Source organism: Pseudidiomarina andamanensis (assembly GCF_009734345.1).
Taxonomy (GTDB): domain Bacteria; phylum Pseudomonadota; class Gammaproteobacteria; order Enterobacterales; family Alteromonadaceae; genus Pseudidiomarina; species Pseudidiomarina andamanensis.
Genome location: NZ_CP032551.1, coordinates 301,812 through 319,072, shown reverse-complemented (window position 1 = coordinate 319,072; position 17,261 = coordinate 301,812). Strand labels below are relative to the sequence as shown.

At 47.7% G+C, this 17,261-nt stretch carries 15 protein-coding genes and 1 pseudogene; 3 read left to right on the top strand and 13 right to left on the bottom strand.

Annotated features, from left to right (window positions below; all coding sequences use genetic code 11):
• The first annotated feature begins 2 nt into the window (after positions 1–2).
• Both D3795_RS01420 and D3795_RS01415 read left to right on the top strand, forming a co-directional pair.
• Complete coding sequence (locus tag D3795_RS01420) at positions 3–1,331, top strand: AmpG family muropeptide MFS transporter (protein ID WP_375294520.1); 1,329 nt, start codon at positions 3–5, stop codon at positions 1,329–1,331.
• Positions 1,332–2,207: a ketopantoate reductase family protein gene (locus D3795_RS01415; RefSeq protein WP_156265826.1), complete on the top strand. Its 876-nt coding sequence runs from the start codon at positions 1,332–1,334 to the stop codon at positions 2,205–2,207. It abuts the gene before it with no gap.
• On the opposite strand, the gene ribBA is transcribed toward D3795_RS01415, so the two are convergent.
• Genes ribBA through glyA form a run of 4 tightly spaced genes read right to left on the bottom strand, consistent with a single transcriptional unit; the run spans position 2,208 to position 6,169 of the window.
• A complete protein-coding gene (ribBA, locus tag D3795_RS01410; protein ID WP_156265825.1) occupies positions 2,208–3,338 on the bottom strand; it encodes a bifunctional 3,4-dihydroxy-2-butanone-4-phosphate synthase/GTP cyclohydrolase II in 1,131 nt (376 codons plus the stop codon).
• Complete coding sequence (gene ribD / locus D3795_RS01405; protein ID WP_156265824.1) at positions 3,335–4,450, bottom strand: bifunctional diaminohydroxyphosphoribosylaminopyrimidine deaminase/5-amino-6-(5-phosphoribosylamino)uracil reductase RibD; 1,116 nt, start codon at positions 4,448–4,450, stop codon at positions 3,335–3,337. The genes ribBA and ribD overlap by 4 nt, the downstream gene beginning before the upstream one ends.
• Positions 4,443–4,892 carry a transcriptional regulator NrdR gene (nrdR, locus tag D3795_RS01400; protein WP_092855582.1) on the bottom strand — a complete coding sequence of 150 codons (450 nt, stop codon included), beginning with the start codon at positions 4,890–4,892 and terminating at the stop codon, positions 4,443–4,445. Before nrdR ends, ribD begins: the two co-directional genes overlap by 8 nt.
• 20 nt (positions 4,893–4,912) lie before the next feature.
• Positions 4,913–6,169 (bottom strand): serine hydroxymethyltransferase, encoded by a 1,257-nt coding sequence (gene glyA / locus D3795_RS01395; RefSeq protein WP_156265823.1) that lies wholly within the window; start codon positions 6,167–6,169, stop codon positions 4,913–4,915.
• 148 nt (positions 6,170–6,317) lie between these two features.
• On the opposite strand from glyA, the gene ettA reads away from it, so the two are divergent.
• Positions 6,318–7,985, top strand: a complete 1,668-nt coding sequence (ettA, locus tag D3795_RS01390) for an energy-dependent translational throttle protein EttA (protein ID WP_156265822.1) — start codon at positions 6,318–6,320, stop codon at positions 7,983–7,985.
• Between the two features lie 63 nt (positions 7,986–8,048).
• Here ettA and D3795_RS01385 read toward each other — a convergent pair whose 3' ends face one another.
• The 9 genes and pseudogenes from D3795_RS01385 to prfA all read right to left on the bottom strand — a co-directional run bounded on the left by D3795_RS01385 (position 8,049) and on the right by prfA (position 17,255).
• Complete coding sequence (locus D3795_RS01385; RefSeq protein WP_156265821.1) at positions 8,049–10,352, bottom strand: acyl-CoA dehydrogenase; 2,304 nt, start codon at positions 10,350–10,352, stop codon at positions 8,049–8,051.
• A 73-nt stretch (positions 10,353–10,425) separates the two neighbouring features.
• Positions 10,426–11,058, bottom strand: coding sequence for a TetR/AcrR family transcriptional regulator (locus D3795_RS01380; protein WP_156265820.1), 633 nt, complete (start codon positions 11,056–11,058; stop codon positions 10,426–10,428).
• 198 nt (positions 11,059–11,256) lie between these two features.
• A complete protein-coding gene (kdsA, locus tag D3795_RS01375) occupies positions 11,257–12,102 on the bottom strand; it encodes a 3-deoxy-8-phosphooctulonate synthase (RefSeq protein ID WP_156268918.1) in 846 nt (281 codons plus the stop codon).
• 40 nt (positions 12,103–12,142) lie between these two features.
• On the bottom strand, positions 12,143–13,393 hold the full coding sequence (locus tag D3795_RS01370) for a DUF819 family protein (RefSeq protein ID WP_156265819.1): 1,251 nt from the start codon (positions 13,391–13,393) through the stop codon (positions 12,143–12,145).
• Positions 13,394–13,417: 24 nt separating this feature from the next.
• Positions 13,418–14,221 (bottom strand): SirB1 family protein, encoded by an 804-nt coding sequence (locus D3795_RS01365; protein WP_156265818.1) that lies wholly within the window; start codon positions 14,219–14,221, stop codon positions 13,418–13,420.
• A 107-nt stretch (positions 14,222–14,328) separates the two neighbouring features.
• Complete coding sequence (locus D3795_RS01360; protein ID WP_156265817.1) at positions 14,329–14,700, bottom strand: SirB2 family protein; 372 nt, start codon at positions 14,698–14,700, stop codon at positions 14,329–14,331.
• A 116-nt stretch (positions 14,701–14,816) separates the two neighbouring features.
• Positions 14,817–15,320 (bottom strand): annotated as a pseudogene (locus D3795_RS01355) (response regulator); the annotation flags it as partial.
• Complete coding sequence (gene prmC / locus D3795_RS01350) at positions 15,310–16,170, bottom strand: peptide chain release factor N(5)-glutamine methyltransferase (RefSeq protein ID WP_310942365.1); 861 nt, start codon at positions 16,168–16,170, stop codon at positions 15,310–15,312. The pseudogene D3795_RS01355 and the gene prmC, both read right to left, overlap by 11 nt.
• Positions 16,167–17,255: a peptide chain release factor 1 gene (prfA, locus tag D3795_RS01345; RefSeq protein ID WP_156268914.1), complete on the bottom strand. Its 1,089-nt coding sequence runs from the start codon at positions 17,253–17,255 to the stop codon at positions 16,167–16,169. Before prfA ends, prmC begins: the two co-directional genes overlap by 4 nt.
• Between the last annotated feature and the right edge of the window lie 6 nt (positions 17,256–17,261).

Sequence of the window (17,261 nt, the reverse complement as noted above, 5' to 3'; positions counted from 1 at the left end):
GTTTGCCGAATTCAACGCCTTGGTATAAAGACCTTGCGGTATATCGTGAACCCCGAGTTTGGGTAATTTTTGGCTTCGGTGTCATTAGCGGATTTCCATGGGTACTCATCGGCTCCATGCTCTCAGCTTGGTTGCAGGAAGTCGGCGTCGATCGTTCCGCTATCGGACTGTTCGGCGTGGTATTCATCGCGTACTCAATCAATGCACTATGGTCTCCACTGATCGACCGCGTCAAACTCCCTTTGTTGAATGGGTTGCTCGGGCAACGTCGCTCCTGGATGGCTCTCTGTTTAACGGGTATTTTATTGGCCACCGCCGTACTCACTCAAATTAATGTTGTTGAACATTTGTGGTGGGTTGCCTTTGCGGCTTTAGTCATCGCTATATTTTCATCAACCCAAGATATTGCCATTGATGCGTTTCGAATTGAAACCTTTGGCCCGCATGAAGCGCGTCTGCAGTCAGCCGGCGCAGCCATGGCAACGGCCGGTTGGTGGAGCGGCTATAGTGGGCTTGGGGCTATTCCATTCTTCTTAGTTGATGGCACCAGCCTATTCTGGCAAGACGCCTATTTAGTCTTGTGCTTTGTGATTGTCGCGCAATTACTGTTTGTACTGGCAGTGAAAGAATCAATTCGCTACCGCCCGGCTATACCAACGTTTAATCATTGGCTCGATTGGCTACGCAATACTCTTGTTGACCCCATCACCGAGTTCTTTAAGCGCAATGGTTGGAAGCTCGCGGTGGGCATGCTGTCATTCATTTTTCTGTTTAAAATTGGCGAAGCTTTTCTCGGCCGCATGTCGATTGTTTTCTATAAAGAAGTAGGCTTTAGCAACGATGACATTGCGGTGTATTCGAAGATGGTCAATTGGTGGGTGACCATCATCTTCGCTATTCTCGGCAGTTTCGTGAACTTGCGTTTAGGAATTGTTCGCGGACTTATGTTAGGCGGTATTGCAATGGCCGCATCGAACTTGATGTTCGCCTGGATTGCTGGCGTCGGTCCGAATACTAATCTGTTCCTTGCTGCGGTGATCATCGACGGCTTTACGGCTGCTTGGTCTACGGTCGCATTTGTCGCGTTCATTAGTTTATTGGCGAATCGCGCCTTTACCGCAACTCAATACGCCTTATTTGCTTCACTCGGAAACTTGGGACGTACGTTACTCTCGTCCTATAGCGGGTACGTTGTAAACTGGCTAGACGGAAACTGGCAGTTATTCTTTATTCTCACAGCCATCATGGTATTACCAAGTTTGTTGATTTTATTCGCGCTACGTAAGTCACTCACGCGCTTAGAGCAAAATTATCATCGGGAGCTCGAATAAATGCATTGGTTAGTTGCTGGCACAGGTGCTGTCGGAAGTTTAATGGCCGTTAACTTACGTCGAGTCGGTGAACATGTCTCGATAAAGCCACGCGTGCCTGGCAAAGCACGCGCGATTGAAATCATTCATGCCGCGCATTCGCTCGAGTTTGGTGTACAGCAATTTCCAATCGAGCAACCAACCCAAATTTTTGCTGCGATCAAAGCCTATGATGTCGCCAATTTTCTCGAAGAGTTAAAGCAGGCGCCGTTACCAGCGGGTTCCTCGATTGTTTTGAGTTACAACGGTATGCTTGAGAACGAAATTAACATCATGCCGGAGCGCGCTTTGCATTGGGTGACAACACATGGCGCATACAAGAATGGCAATGAAGTGGTTCACGCTGGCCTTGGCGAGAGTTGGTTAGGTTGGGCACGCGTAGAGCATGCTTCGAGTAGCCGCCCAGCTGAGTTATTTAGTGTATTAAATAATGCGTTACCGCTGCTGAATTGGAGTCCGGCCATCAACCAACGTCGCTGGCAAAAGCTTGCCATTAATTGTTTAATCAATCCGTTCACGGTTATTCATGATTGTCGCAATGGTGAGTTACTACAGCACAATATTACCGAGCTACAACATCAGGTTGCCGAGGAGATTTGTTGGTTAGCGGAACATCAAGGTATTCAATTAAACTCGGAAAGTTTGGTTGAAAGTGCCCGCAGCGTTATTAAAAATACGGCGAATAACTACTCGTCGATGCTGATGGATGTGCGCCAGCAGCGCCGCACTGAAATTGACTACCTGAATGGTTTCGTTGCACGCCAAAGCGCAGCGGCTGGAACTGCGGCGCCAACCAATGAAACACTGTGGCGCCGCGTTTTGGAGTTGTCGGCTTAGTTATTCGCCGCCAGCTTGCTCATCTTCGATAAAATCGACTACTTCAAGCCCGAAACCTGATAGCGCCGAGTAACGCTTTGGTGAACTCATTAGGTGCATGTGATGCACGCCCAAGTCGGCTAATATCTGCGACCCGATACCCACATTACGCGAAGCATTCGAAGCTGCTGCCGTTGGCTTCACTTCACCGCGGTCTTCCGCAGCGAAACTCATCACCTGCTCTAAAATATCCTGCGGGCTTTGTTGACGACCAATAACCACGAGTACACCGTCATTTTGACCGATGTATTCCATCGCATGCCCGAGCGGCCAACTGCGCTTGGCTGCGCGTTGAGTGGCAAATAGATCATTAAATGTATCTTGCAAATGCACGCGCACATTCACTGGTTTATCAGGGTCAACTTCACCATGTACCAATGCGTAGTGTACTTGCTTATCAATGGTGTCTTGATAGGTAATCAGTTCAAACTCACCATATGCTGTTGGTAATTTACAATGTGCTTTACGCTCAACGGTTTTTTCTTTCAGTGACCGGTATTCAATTAAGTCCGCAATCGTACCAATCTTTAAATCGTGCTCTGCTGCGAATTTTTCAAGATCAGGACGACGCGCCATAGTGCCATCTTCATTTAGGATCTCGACGATGACAGCCGCTGGTTCAAAACCAGCTAAACGCGCAAGGTCGCAACCAGCTTCCGTGTGACCCGCACGGTTTAATACGCCGCCTGATTTTGCTTTCAACGGAAAGATGTGGCCCGGCATAACTAAATCTGCCGGTTGCGCATCTTTTGCCACGGCAGCTTGCACGGTACGTGCTCTATCGGCCGCTGAAATTCCTGTGGTAACACCCTCTGCCGCTTCGATAGAGACGGTAAAGTTCGTCGCATAAGGTGAGTTGTTTTGATCAACCATTAGCGGCAAACGTAATTGCTTGCAGCGCTCTTCGGTTAACGTAAGACAAATCAGGCCACGCCCATAGCGCGCCATGAAATTAATAGCCGCCGGTGTGACACATTCTGCAGCAAGAATCAGATCGCCTTCATTTTCCCGATCTTCATCGTCCATCAAGATGACCATCTTGCCTTGGCGAATATCTTCAATGATTTCTGCAGCACTGTTTAAACGAGTCACGACGTTAAGTCTCCTCTCACCCGGCGCGGAACCGCGATAATTCGAACATCATCCGCAACCTGACGAACATCTTTTAAAGTTAGTTCTGGCACTTGGCTCATGTGAGTAAATGCCGGCAAATTCAATAATCCGTGGCCATGATGGCCCATTAATTTTGGCGCTAAATACAGCACCAATTCATCGACTAATTCAGCCGTCAATAATGCGCCAGCTAACTGCGCACCGCATTCGGTCCAAACCGAGTTGACCTGCTTGTCGGCAAGTACATGCATCAATTGTGTTAAATCGATGTGCCCGTTATTCGTGCGAACAATGGTGATGCATTCTACATGCGCTGCCCAAGTTCGTTCGACAATCGTATCGGGCGCATGCACCACGATAATTGGGAACGGTTCTTTAAATAGGGCCTCTTGCCCGGTTAACAACCCCTGCGAGTCAATAATCACTCGAGTTGGTTGCCGTTCGGCCTGCGGATGGCGTGCGGTTAAAATCGCATTATCAGCCAGTACTGTTTTTGCTGTACTCAAAATCGCACCACTTTGAGCTCGCCAACGATGAACATCGCGACGCGCATCGGTACTGGTTATCCACTGACTCTCACCATTTGATAGTGCAGTACGACCATCGAGGCTAGCGGCCATCTTCACTCGTAACCACGGCCGCTGACGCTGCATTCGTGCAACAAACCCGTTGTTAAGTGCCAACGCTTGCTGTTCAAGAATACCGACGATCACCTCAATGCCATTCGCGCGCAGGCGCTCAATCCCTTCGCCGCTAACCAGAGGGTTGGGATCTTTCATCGCTACGACTACGGTCGCTACTTCAGCCTTAATCAACGCATCGGCGCATGGCGGCGTACGGCCAAAATGGCTACATGGCTCTAGCGTGACATAAACTGCCGCACCTTTCGCCAAGGCTCCCGCTTCACCGAGTGCGTATACTTCAGCGTGAGGCTCACCAGCTCGCTGATGCCAACCCTCACCAACAATTTTGCCATCAGCAACCACCACGCAACCAACCATTGGGTTAGGCGCAGTTGAAAAACGCCCCTGAGCGGCAAGCTCAAGGGCGCGTTGCATATAACGTTGATGACAGGCCTGTGGATCAGTCATTGAGGCGTGCTATCTCCTCGCCAAACTCACGAATATCGTCAAACGCACGGTAAACCGACGCAAAGCGAATGTAAGCAACTTTATCGAGCGCCTTAAGATTTTCCATCACTAGCCCACCAATAACTTGGCTTGTGATTTCACGCTCACCGGTAGCTCGCAGTGACGATTTCACATTCTGAATCGCCTGCTCCATCGCTTCTAGACTCACTGGGCGTTTTTCCAAAGCTCGCAGTAAACCATTGCGTAGTTTGTCCTCGTTAAATGGCTCACGAGTACCGTCTGATTTAATCACGCGCGGCATAATCAGTTCTGCCGTTTCAAACGTCGTAAAGCGCTCCTTGCACTCTGTACACTCACGGCGGCGGCGCACGGAAGCGCCGTCTGCCACCAGGCGCGAATCAATCACTTTGGTATCTTGTGTGCCACAAAAAGGACAATGCATACGCTCGTTCCTTAATTCATTTATTTATAAACAGGAAACTGTTTACACAATGCTTTCACTTGCTCTCGAACTTGTTCAATCACGCTTTCGTCATTGATGTTATCAAGGACGTCACAAATCCAGTTCGCTACTTGCTCGGCTTCGGCTTGCTTGAAGCCACGGCGCGTAATCGCTGGGGTACCCAAACGTAAGCCAGAGGTTACAAATGGTGAGCGCGGATCATTTGGTACCGAGTTTTTATTCACTGTGATATAGGCACGACCAAGCGCAGCATCCGCGTCTTTACCGGTAATATCTTTATCGATGAGGTCAACTAAGAACAAGTGGTTCTTAGTACCGCCTGAAACAATCTTATAGCCACGTGATTGCATGACGTTAACCATCGCGTTCGCGTTATCTAATACTTGCTGCTGGTACGCTTTGAACTCCGGCTCCATCGCTTCTTTAAATGCAACCGCTTTGGCTGCAATCACATGACACAACGGGCCGCCTTGGCTACCAGGGAATACGCCACTATTTAATTTCTTGTGCAAGTCTTCGTCGTCTTTACCCGACAAAATCAAACCACTACGTGGGCCAGCTAATGTTTTATGAGTAGTAGTGGTAACCACATCAGCAAATGGCACTGGGTTTGGATATAGGCCCGCTGCAACTAAACCAGCAACGTGAGCCATATCAACTAACAAATATGCACCCACTACATCGGCGATTTCACGGAATTTTGCCCAGTCAACTACTCCTGAGTAAGCAGAGAAGCCCGCAACAATCATTTTAGGTTTGTGTTCAAGAGCTAACTCACGCACTTCAGCGTAATTGATTTCGCCAGTCGCTTCATCCAAACCATACTGCACAGCATTGTACAATTTACCTGAGAAGTTGACGTGTGAGCCGTGGGTCAAGTGACCACCGTGGGCCAAGCTCATACCCAGAACCGTATCGCCAGCATTTAATAATGCTAAAAACACCGCTGAGTTTGCTTGTGAGCCAGCGTGTGGCTGTACGTTGGCGTATTTTGCGCCGAACAATTGTTTCGCACGCTCAATCGCTAAATCTTCAACGGCGTCAACGTATTCGCAACCGCCGTAATAACGCTTGTGCGGGTAACCTTCGGCATATTTGTTCGTCAGTTGCGAGCCCTGTGCTTCAAGTACACGCGGACTGGTGTAATTTTCTGAAGCGATTAATTCAATGTGCTCTTCTTGGCGTTGAACTTCGCCAGTCATTGCCTGCCATAAATCTGCATCATAATCGGCAATATTCATTTCATGTTTTAACATCGGGGCTCCTGACTTTACAAACTGTCGAACAAAAAATAAGTGGCGCCTAGTTTACCAATATACTTGGGTTAGCGCCAACTTAAGGGTTAAAATAAACAATTACGATTTTAGCTATTAAATATCGCCTCAAAAAGGAACGCATGCTGTTATGGCACAATACATTTATTCCATGTCGCGGGTCAGTAAAGTCGTCCCGCCGAAAAAGACGATTTTAAAAGATATCTCGTTATCATTCTTCCCTGGCGCCAAAATTGGTGTGCTTGGTTTGAACGGTGCGGGTAAATCAACGTTACTACGCATCATGGCTGGTGTTGATAAAGAATACGAAGGTGAGGCACGCCCACTTGCTGGTACGCAAATTGGTTACCTGCCGCAAGAGCCGCAACTTGATGAAGATAAAACCGTGCGTGAAACGGTTGAAGAAGCGGTTGCTGACGTGAAGAACGCGCTGGCCGAACTCGACCAAGTGTATGCTGCCTATGCAGATGAAAATGCCGATTTTGACGCACTCGCTAAAAAACAAGGTCAGCTTGAAGCAATCATTCAAGCGAAAGACGGTCACAACATCGAGAACATGCTTGAGCGTGCCGCTGATTCACTGCGTTTGCCACCTTGGGATTCAAAAATCAAAGTACTTTCAGGTGGTGAGCGTCGCCGCGTCGCCATCTGTCGCTTGCTACTAAGTAAGCCAGATATGTTGCTTCTCGATGAACCGACTAACCACTTGGATGCTGAATCGGTCGCATGGTTAGAGCGCTTCTTGCATGACTATGAAGGAACTGTTGTAGCAATCACCCACGACCGTTATTTCCTCGATAACGTGGCGGGCTGGATTCTCGAACTTGACCGTGGTTACGGCATTCCTTGGGAAGGCAACTACTCGTCTTGGCTTGAGCAAAAAGAAAAACGACTTGAGCAAGAAGAGAAGCAAGAAAAAGCCCGCCAGCGCAGCATTAAGCAAGAGCTTGAATGGGTTCGTCAAAATCCGAAAGGTCGTCAAGCGAAGAGCAAAGCACGTATGGCTCGTTTTGAAGAGTTACAAAGTGGCGACTATCAAAAACGCAATGAAACCAACGAGCTCTTTATTCCACCAGGCCCACGCTTAGGTGACAAAGTGCTTGAAGTGAATCATCTGAAAAAAGCTTATGACGGCCGCGTATTAATTGATGATTTGAGTTTCAGCGTACCGAAAGGTGCCATTGTCGGTATTATCGGCCCGAACGGTGCGGGTAAATCGACGCTATTCCGGATGATTACTGGTAAAGAACAGCCAGACTCAGGAACAGTAGAGTTGGGTGATACGGTTCAATTAGCTAGCGTTGATCAGTTCCGTGACAGCATGGTCGACAAAAATACCGTATGGCAGGAAATTTCTGATGGCCAAGATATTCTGCGCATCGGTAATTTTGAAATTAACAGCCGAGCCTACGTTGGTCGCTTTAACTTCCGTGGTAATGACCAACAAAAGCACATTGGTGAACTATCTGGTGGTGAGCGCAACCGAGTGCACCTTGCCAAGCTTCTCAAAGCTGGCGGTAACCTATTGTTACTCGATGAACCAACGAACGACCTTGATGTTGAAACCTTGCGAGCTCTTGAAGAAGCATTACTGGAGTTTCCTGGCTCAGCATTAGTTATCTCGCACGACCGTTGGTTCTTAGACCGTATCGCGACCCATATTCTGGATTATCGTGATGAAGGTCAGATCAACTTCTACGAAGGTAACTACACCGACTACGAAGAGTATATGAAGAAGACTCATGGCGAACAGGCTATGGAACCGCATCGTACTCGTTATAAGCCAATTGGCGTGTAACTGTCGGTATTAAGCATAAAAAAAGGGCTGTCTCGACAGCCCTTTTTTGTTTCTGACTAATTACTATGAATAAAACTTGCGCTGCTCAATAACACCTGGTGCAAATTGGTCAACACCAATCGCGGTCATTCGTAGCTGCTCAGTCTTCTTCAGCGATTTCGCTTCGTCTGCGGTAATCACTTCAGCTTTGCGAGCAGCTTTCACCAGCTCATCACCACTGAGATCTTCCGCAATATCGCCGAGCTTCACCGCTTTGCGAATACGTTTGTAGACATCCGCATGCTCACGCATAGCTAAAAACGCAAGCTCCATATGCCCTGTCATGTCGTTGGCATCATCCTTCCAATAACATAAGAAAGTATGACGATCACGGGTGACACCGGGCTCCATCATACTTTTCGCAACAGCTTGCAAATTGGCATCCGATGGTTTGTTGTAATGAATACCTAACGGGAAGATTGCCAAACGCAAAGTCCAGGCCACAATGCGGCTTGGGAAGTTTGCAAAAAAGCCTTTAAACGCCTGACCAATTTCGTATAAATGATGCTCAAGAGCATATTCGACAAATGGCAAATCACCCGATTGACGACCGTCATCTTCGTAGCGTTTTAACACTGCTGACGCCATATATAGATGACTTAAAACATCACCTAGACGAGCCGATAACATCTCGCGACGTTTCAAATCGCCGCCCATCACTAGCATTGCCATATCGGCAGTTAATGCAAGTGCGCGACTCATTCGGGTTAACTGTTGGTAATAGCGAGCCGTTGGGCCGCTCATCGGGCTGGCATTAAAGCGGGCGCCAGTGAGACCCATAAATAAACTACCGAAGAAATTACCCGCCGCAAATCCAATATGCTTGAGCAACAAACTATCAAATTGCTGCAAACCTTCGTCTTCATTTGGATTCGAAGCCGCTTCCATTTCCGCCAATACATACGGGTGGCAACGAGTCGCGCCCTGACCAAAGATCATCAAGTTACGAGTAAGAATGTTTGCACCTTCAACCGTAATCGATACTGGGGTTGCCATATAACCATGGCCTAAATAGTTGCGCGGCCCCAATTGAATGCCTTTACCAGCATGAACGTCCATGGCTGCATCCATCACCTGGCGCCCCATTTCTGTCATGTGATATTTAGTCATTGCGGTAATCACCGAAGGACTTTTGCCCTCACATAGTGCTGTTACTGTTAAACGGCGCATTGACTCTAAGGTATAGTTAGTACCGCCAATTTTACCCATGGCTGCTTGTACGCCTTCGAACAGACCAATTGGCATACCAAATTGCTGACGCACATAGCCATAGGCTCCGGTCATACGCTCAGTCACATGGCCTGTCGCCGCCGCTAAGGCTGGTAAACTAATGCCCCGCCCTGCTGACAAACATTCCATCAGCATGCGCCAGCCTTTTCCAGCGTAATCTTTACCACCAATAATCCAATCGAGTGGAATAAATACGTCTTTACCGTAGGTTGTACCGTTCATAAAAGCTTGGTTTAACGGCAAGTGGCGCTCACCTGTTTCAACACCCGGATGATTCGTCGGAATCAAAGCACAGGTGATACCAATGTCTTTTTGCTCACCCATCAAGCCATCAGGATCATACAATTTGAATGCCAAGCCTAATACTGTCGCAACTGGCGCTAAGGTGATGTAACGCTTGCTCCAATTTAAGCGAATACCAACAACTTCTTTGCCTTCGAACTCGCCTTTACAAATAATTCCAGTGTCTGGAATCGCACCTGCGTCAGAACCAGCTTCTGGGCCAGTCAACGCAAAGCACGGGATGTCAGTACCGTCCGCTAAACGCGGCAACCAATAATTTTTCTGTTCATCGGTACCGTAATGCGTCAGTAGTTCACCTGGGCCTAATGAGTTGGGTACCATGACTGATACCGCAGCACTAATTGAACGTGTCGCAATACGCGAAACAATGTGTGAATTCGCTGCTGGCGAAAAATCCAAACCACCAAATTCTTTGCCAATGATCATCGCGAAGAATTTTTCTTTGCGAATGTAATCCCAAACTTTCTTTGGTAGGTCTGAATCTTGCTGAACAATACGGAAATCGTCGAGCATCGCTAGTAAGGTTTCTAGCTGATTATCAATGAAGGCTTGCTCAGCTTCGGTAAACTGCGGCGCTTTCGTCTGGTGGAACTTATGCCAATCTGGACGTCCGCTAAAAAGGTCGGCATCCCACCATGTGTCACCAGCTTGCATAGCCTCGCGTTCTGTTGGCGATAACGGCGGTAGTACGCGTTTAAAGAATGCAAACGCAGGTCGTGTAATTAAGCTGCGGCGAATATCTGGTACCGCGACGAGCAATACCACCACAACGACTAAAAGAATAATAATTTCCATTTCAAAACACCTTAACCTATCGGTACAACGGGCAGAAAAGAATGCTTAAGCATTACTTAAAAAGCATAGTCCATTATTCGGTGGGTGCATCGACCCCACCAGCTAAAAACGGAATCAAACGGTCAATCACTTGGTCAGCGGCAATAGCTTCACCAAAATCTGCCGCAGCTATTTCGCGAAGTGCAGGGCCTGATACTTGAGCAAACACAGTGGCACCTAACACGAAGTGCAAGCGCCAGAACATATCAACGGGACTCAATTGCGGGTTCGCTAGGTGCAACGTTGCCAACAAGCGCTGCATCACATCGCCGAAATGATCCATAGTATAGCGACGCAGATGGCCTTGAATATCAGCGTAGGCGTAGCCAAGCAGACTTAAAAATATCGTCGGCCCGTGCTTACGAACTTCGCGCAATTCATTTAACGGCCCTCGAAAACAATCAAAAACCGCACGCGTGGTCACCTGCGGTTGCTCAACAAGTTGCACCAGTTCACGATCAAGTGCGGGCATTAGAACTTCGAGATAACGCGCCATGACCGCTTGAATCAATGCTTTCTTTGAGCCAAAGTGGTAGTTAACCGAAGCGAGGTTTACCTCTGCATCTGCGGTAATTTGACGCAATGAAGTTTGCTCGAATCCATGTTCGGCAAACAGCGCCTCCGCAGCATTCAGTATTTTATCTTTCGTAGATACTCGTTTTGCCATAAAAACGCGTCTCGCTTTATATTCTGCACGTTTAGAACGCACATTTTAAACATGCGTTTTAATTTAAATCAGTTTGTGTATGAGCGCAAGCCAAAGGATGGGAATAACAACGACAAAAGCCATGCAGGGTGTTTATATTATGTTTTCGCATTAAAAAAGGCGCTCGTTGAGCGCCTTTGTAGTTTTAAAGCAAACGAATTAATTGCTTGTGTCGAGTTGCGTAAAGCCTTTCACCAATTCATCAACCGCTTTCATTTGCTGCAGATAGGGCTCTAGTTTTGCCAACGGCAATGCACATGGGCCATCACATTTTGCTTGGTCAGGATCAGGATGCGCTTCAATAAACAACCCAGCTAAACCGAGTGCCATGCCTGAACGAGCAAGAACAGCGGCTTGCGCACGACGGCCATCGGCAGAGTCTTCACGACCGCCAGGACGTTGCAAGGCATGCGTCGCGTCAAACATGACTGGCGCCATTTGTTTCATTTCATCCATACCCAGCATATCAACCACAAGATTGTTGTAACCAAAGCAGCTGCCCCGCTCACACAAAATAACATTGTGGTTACCCGCTTCACCAAACTTCTTCAAAATATGACGCATTTCATGTGGTGCCAAGAACTGCGGCTTCTTCACGTTGATAATCGCACCGGTTTCCGCCATCGCAACGACCAAATCTGTTTGGCGCGCCAAAAACGCTGGTAGCTGAATAATATCCGCCACTTCAGCGACCGGCTTAGCTTGGTGAGGCTCGTGTACATCGGTAATAATCGGTACATTAAAGGTACGCTTAATTTCGGAGAAAATTTCGAGGCCTTTATCAAGACCCGGGCCACGGTAAGAATGAATCGAAGACCGATTCGCCTTATCAAAGCTTGCCTTGAAGACATAAGGGATACCAAGGCGTGACGTCACTTCAACGTAATGTTCCGCAATACGCATGGCTAAATCGCGCGATTCTAGAACATTCATTCCGCCAAATAGCACAAACGGCAGATGGTTACCCACCTGCACGTCACCTACTTTAATTACTTGGGTGTTAATCACATTGATATCCTTTACCTAACTCGAAGTACTGCACGCATTAGCCGTTGGCAATGACGCGCAAAATCTGTCCACAAATATAGGCCATGTAGGTGCCTAATGCATAACCAAACACTGCCAACAATACGCCTACCGGCGCCAATGATGGATGAAACGCAGAAGCCACAACGGGTGCCGAAGCTGCGCCACCAACATTCGCTTGGCTACCTACTGCCATATAGAATACTGGTGCTTTGAGTAGACGAGCGACCACCAACATTAAGCTGGCGTGAATAATCATCCAAATAGCACCAATCAAGAAGTATTTTGGCACATCCACAATGGCTGTCACGTCCATATGCAAACCAATGGTTGCAACCAAAATATAGACAAACATAGAGCCATATTTCGATGCGCCAACGCCTTCAAGCTTGCGTGCTGGTGTAAACGACAACGCGACGCCTACCGTGGTTGCAATCACGATCAACCAGAAGAATTTCTTGTCTAAACTAAAGTCTTTTAACGCTGGAACATGATCGGCAATATACGGTGCAATGACGTCGGCACCCCAATGCGACAAACCAGTCACGCCAAACGCAACCGCCACAATAAACATCAAATCCGGTAATTTTGATTCGCGACGATGTTCAGCTTCGTACTGTTCCATCCGGCTTTTAATCGATTCAATCGCGCTAGTGTCCGCGCCAATTCGCTTATCGATGGCGTTGTTATTCGCCGCCATATACAGCAACACAGCCATCCATAAGTTCGCCACAATAATGTCAACGGTGACCATTGCTGAGAAAATCTCACCGCCAACTTCATATACTTCTTTCATTGCGGCTTGGTTAGCACCACCGCCAATCCAGCTACCCGCGATGGTGGTCATGCCGCGCCATACGGCATCTGGGCCTGCACCGCCGAGCATTTCAGGGAAAATAGCGCTAACAATCAGCAGCGCAATCGGCCCGCCGATAACAATACCGACAGTACCGGTTAAAAAGAGAATAAGTAGCTTTGGACCGAGTCGCAGAATGGCTTTCAAATCCAAACTTAATGTTAGCAACACCAAACAGGCTGGCAGTAGATAATCCATCACCAGCGGATAGATTCCGGTGTTGGCGCCATCGACAATGCCAAAAGTGTTGAGCAACGAAGGAATAAAATAGCAAAGTAATAAGGCTGGAACCCACTTATAAAACTTTTGCCAAAAACTATTTGAACTGGTTTGCGTATAAAAAATAAGACCGAGAATTACGGCCAGCAAGCCAAAAATAATACCGTCATTGGTAATCAATGCAGAGCTTTCCACAGGAACCCCTTATTATTCTATTTTTTAATGAAGGACGTGCTGGGGGGCCGCCCACGTTTCTAGTTGCAAGCGCAGCAGCTGTGCACTTGGGTCATCTGGGCATTGTTCGACAAAATACTGGTAATCGTCAACTGCTGCTTGTTGGCAGTCGAGCTCTTCTAACACATAACCACGATCACGAATTTCGTATGGATCATCCGGAGAAATCGCCAGCAACATATGAACAACAGTGAGTGCATTGGCAAATTCGCGGTCATGAATCATCGCATGTTTGAGCTCAGTCAAATAGCGCATCAGAATGGTCTTCTGGTCGGCTGCTTCGAACATATCCCATGAAAACTCAAGTGCATCATCGGTGACATCCTCGAAGCGTTCCTGCACTTGATGACCTTCAAGCAACTCGCCATGCAGTGGGTCAACAAAATAACTTTGCTGTTCAAAATCAAAACGCAGTAACGGGTAGCCAGGGAAATCCACGAGTTCGGTCTGAATGCCCGCATACGCTGCCGTCTCTTGCAGTAACAGCGCCAAACTAACCGGCAAGCCGGTACGATAGCTAATCACCCGGTCGAGCAAAATTCGCTGCGCACCAACTATTGGCTCTGGCGCATCACTAAAGCCTAAATCGAAATAAAAGTCGTGAATCACTGCCTGCAGTTTTTCAATACCCGTCAGTGCTTCATGTTTGTGTGTCATTTCGCGAATCTGCTGATAATAATCACTAACGTACTGATCACTATCAGAATGAAAGGTACGACTAATCTCCCACACTATTTCAATAGTTGGGAGAATTTCATGAGCAACATGTTCTAAGTATGAAAAACGCATAAACCCTTAATTCGTTATTCGTTATTCGATCGGTCGCTCACGCTCCCTTGTCGTTATTCGTCAAAACACCTTCGAGTAACGAATAACCAATAACGAATAACGATTTTTTAAATCAGTGCTTGTTTGCTGAAGGCGATGTGCAGCAGAAACATAATCCAGCTCAGCGCCCCCACAAAACCAACATAACGCAGCCAGCTAACAGAAGCCTTCATCGCTACCAAACCAAACAAAATATAGCCCACTAAGCCAATCACTTTATTAATCAACCATGGTGTTTCCCACGGCCACATTTGCCAGTGAATCAGCATACCGACAATGGTCAGCAACAATGCTGTGTCGATGATGTGTGGAACTACTTTTACCCACTTCTGGTTCGCCATGCCGGCGCCAATACTGCGCCAGAAAAAACGAAGCATGAATAATACCACACTTATGGCCACAAAGGTGACATGGAGATGTTTTAGAGCTATAAATGACATCAAGAACGTCCTTTCTAATCGTTATTTTCGGTTAAACGTTGATAGGCATCAGCAACTTGCTGACGCACTTGCGGTTGATGTTCTAACAACCAGTTTTGGTAAAAACTTAATTCATGTTCAACTCGTTCGAGTTGTTCTTTCACCCGAATAATGTCGCGATACGAGCGCAGCGCTGACATCACACAGGTAAATAATTTCTGAGCGGTTAACTCAGTTTTCGCCTTGTAATCATTGATATCGTAATTAATAACAACGGAGCGCTCTGGTGCTTGGCCTGGTTGCCCTGTGCGCAACACAATCCGACTGGTGCGATTATCAACCGTTTCGCGAATATACTTCGCTACTTGCAGACCGGCATCATCGGTGTCCATCACCACGTCAAGCAACACAATGGCAATGTCGTCATGCTCAGAAATCAACTGCTCTGCTTCACGGCGCGAGTAGGCACTTAAAAAGTTGAGCCCTTTCCCCTCAAACACCAAATCCATGAGAGCAAGGCGCGTAACCGCGTGCACTTCGCGTTCATCGTCAACAATTAAGACCTTCCAACCGGCTTCCGTCGTATGGTCCGGTACTTCTTCTTGGTCATTTTCTTCAGCGAAGATGAAATCATTGGCCATTGGCATTACTCCATTGTCCGACTGTTACGCGCTCAAGATTAGCATAATCTCGAATACTCGTAACCGCATTAAACTGTGCGCTTTGCATGAGTTCTCGAACCGCAGCGCCCTGCGTCCAACCGTGTTCAATCAACAGCCAACCTCGCGGCTTTAAGTAGCCTGTTGCTTTAGTGATAATTGTTTCAATATCTGACAAGCCTTGATTTGCCGCCACCAACGCACTTTTCGGCTCAAACCTTACGTCACCTAACTCAAGGTGCGGATCATTCGCATCAATATAAGGAGGATTAGAAACAATCAGATCAAATTTCTGTTGCGCCTCAATTGCTGCAAACCAATCACTTTGCTTCACGTCAACAGCAAGGTTTAAAGTAGCGGCATTTTGTTTAGCTAAGGCAACAGCTTCTGCCATTTTATCGACTGCCATAACTCGCCACTTGGGACGACTACTTTTTAATGCCAACGCAATGGCACCGGTACCAGTGCCTAAATCAAGCACTGCAGACTCTACAGGTAACGGTAAGCTCAGGGCATGCTCGACCAATACTTCGGTATCGGGGCGCGGAATTAAGGTGCTATCGTTGACAGCTAATGGTAACGACCAGAATTCACGCTGCCCAACTAAATGAGCGATCGGAATACCTTGCTGACGTTGCTGAATAAGCGCCGCGAATCTCTCTTGCTCGGACGGTTCCAACAATCGGTCAGACCACGTAAATAAGTAGGTACGATCGCGCTCAACGATATGTGCTAACAACACCTCGGCGTCAAGCTTGGCGCTCTCGCTGTTGGTGAGTTGTTGCGTTGCCCATCGCAACGCTTCAGCAAGCGTCATTGGTGTCGTTATCATTGACCTTCAGCAAGTGCAGCGAGCTGATCGGCATGATGCTCTTGTACAATAGCGTCGAGAATAAGGTCAAGCGCTCCTTCAAGAACTTCATCTAAACGATACAAGGTCAAGTTGATACGATGATCGCTGATTCGCCCTTGCGGATAATTGTAGGTGCGAATACGCTCTGAACGATCACCACTGCCAACTAAACTACGACGCGTTGATTGCTCTTCGAGACGACGTTTTTCATCTTCAGCCTGTTGCAAGCGCGCTTGCAATACCGACATCGCTTTGGCTCGGTTTTTGTGCTGCGAACGCTCGTCCTGACATTCCACCACAAAACCTGTTGGAATGTGCGTGATACGAATCGCCGAGTCCGTTCGGTTAACGTGCTGACCACCCGCACCCGAAGCTCGGAAAGTGTCGACGCGCAAATCAGCTGGATTAATTTCTATAGCTTCGGCATCAGGTACTTCTGGCAACACTGCAACGGTGCAAGCCGAGGTGTGTACACGACCTTGTGATTCCGTCTCAGGAACACGCTGCACACGGTGACCACCTGACTCGAATTTAAAGCGCCCATACGCACCATCACCAGATACATGCGCAATTACTTCTTTAAACCCGCCATGTTCACCTTCGTTACAGCTCACCATGCTGACACGCCAACCATGCTGTTCGGCGTAGCGGCTGTACATACGGAATAAATCGCCTGCAAAAATAGCAGCTTCATCGCCACCAGCACCCGCACGAATTTCGAGATAACATGGACGGTCATCATTCGGATCTTTCGGTAATAAGAGAATTTGTAGTTCATGCTCGAGCTCTTCTTGCTTCGCCTTCGCTTCATCTAATTCCACTTTCGCCATTTCGCGCATTTCAGCGTCGTCTTCTTGCATCATTTCTTGCGCTGCCGCCTCATCAGCTTGCGCTTGCTGGTAACTGGTAAAACATTTCACCAACTCTTCCAGCTGAGAATACTCACGCGACAAGCCCCGAAACTTATCTTGGTCCGCAATAATGCCTGGGTCACTTAACAAGTGTTGTACTTCTTCATAACGCTCAAGTAGCGCTTCTAATTTTCGAATAATCGAAGGATTCATCATGCG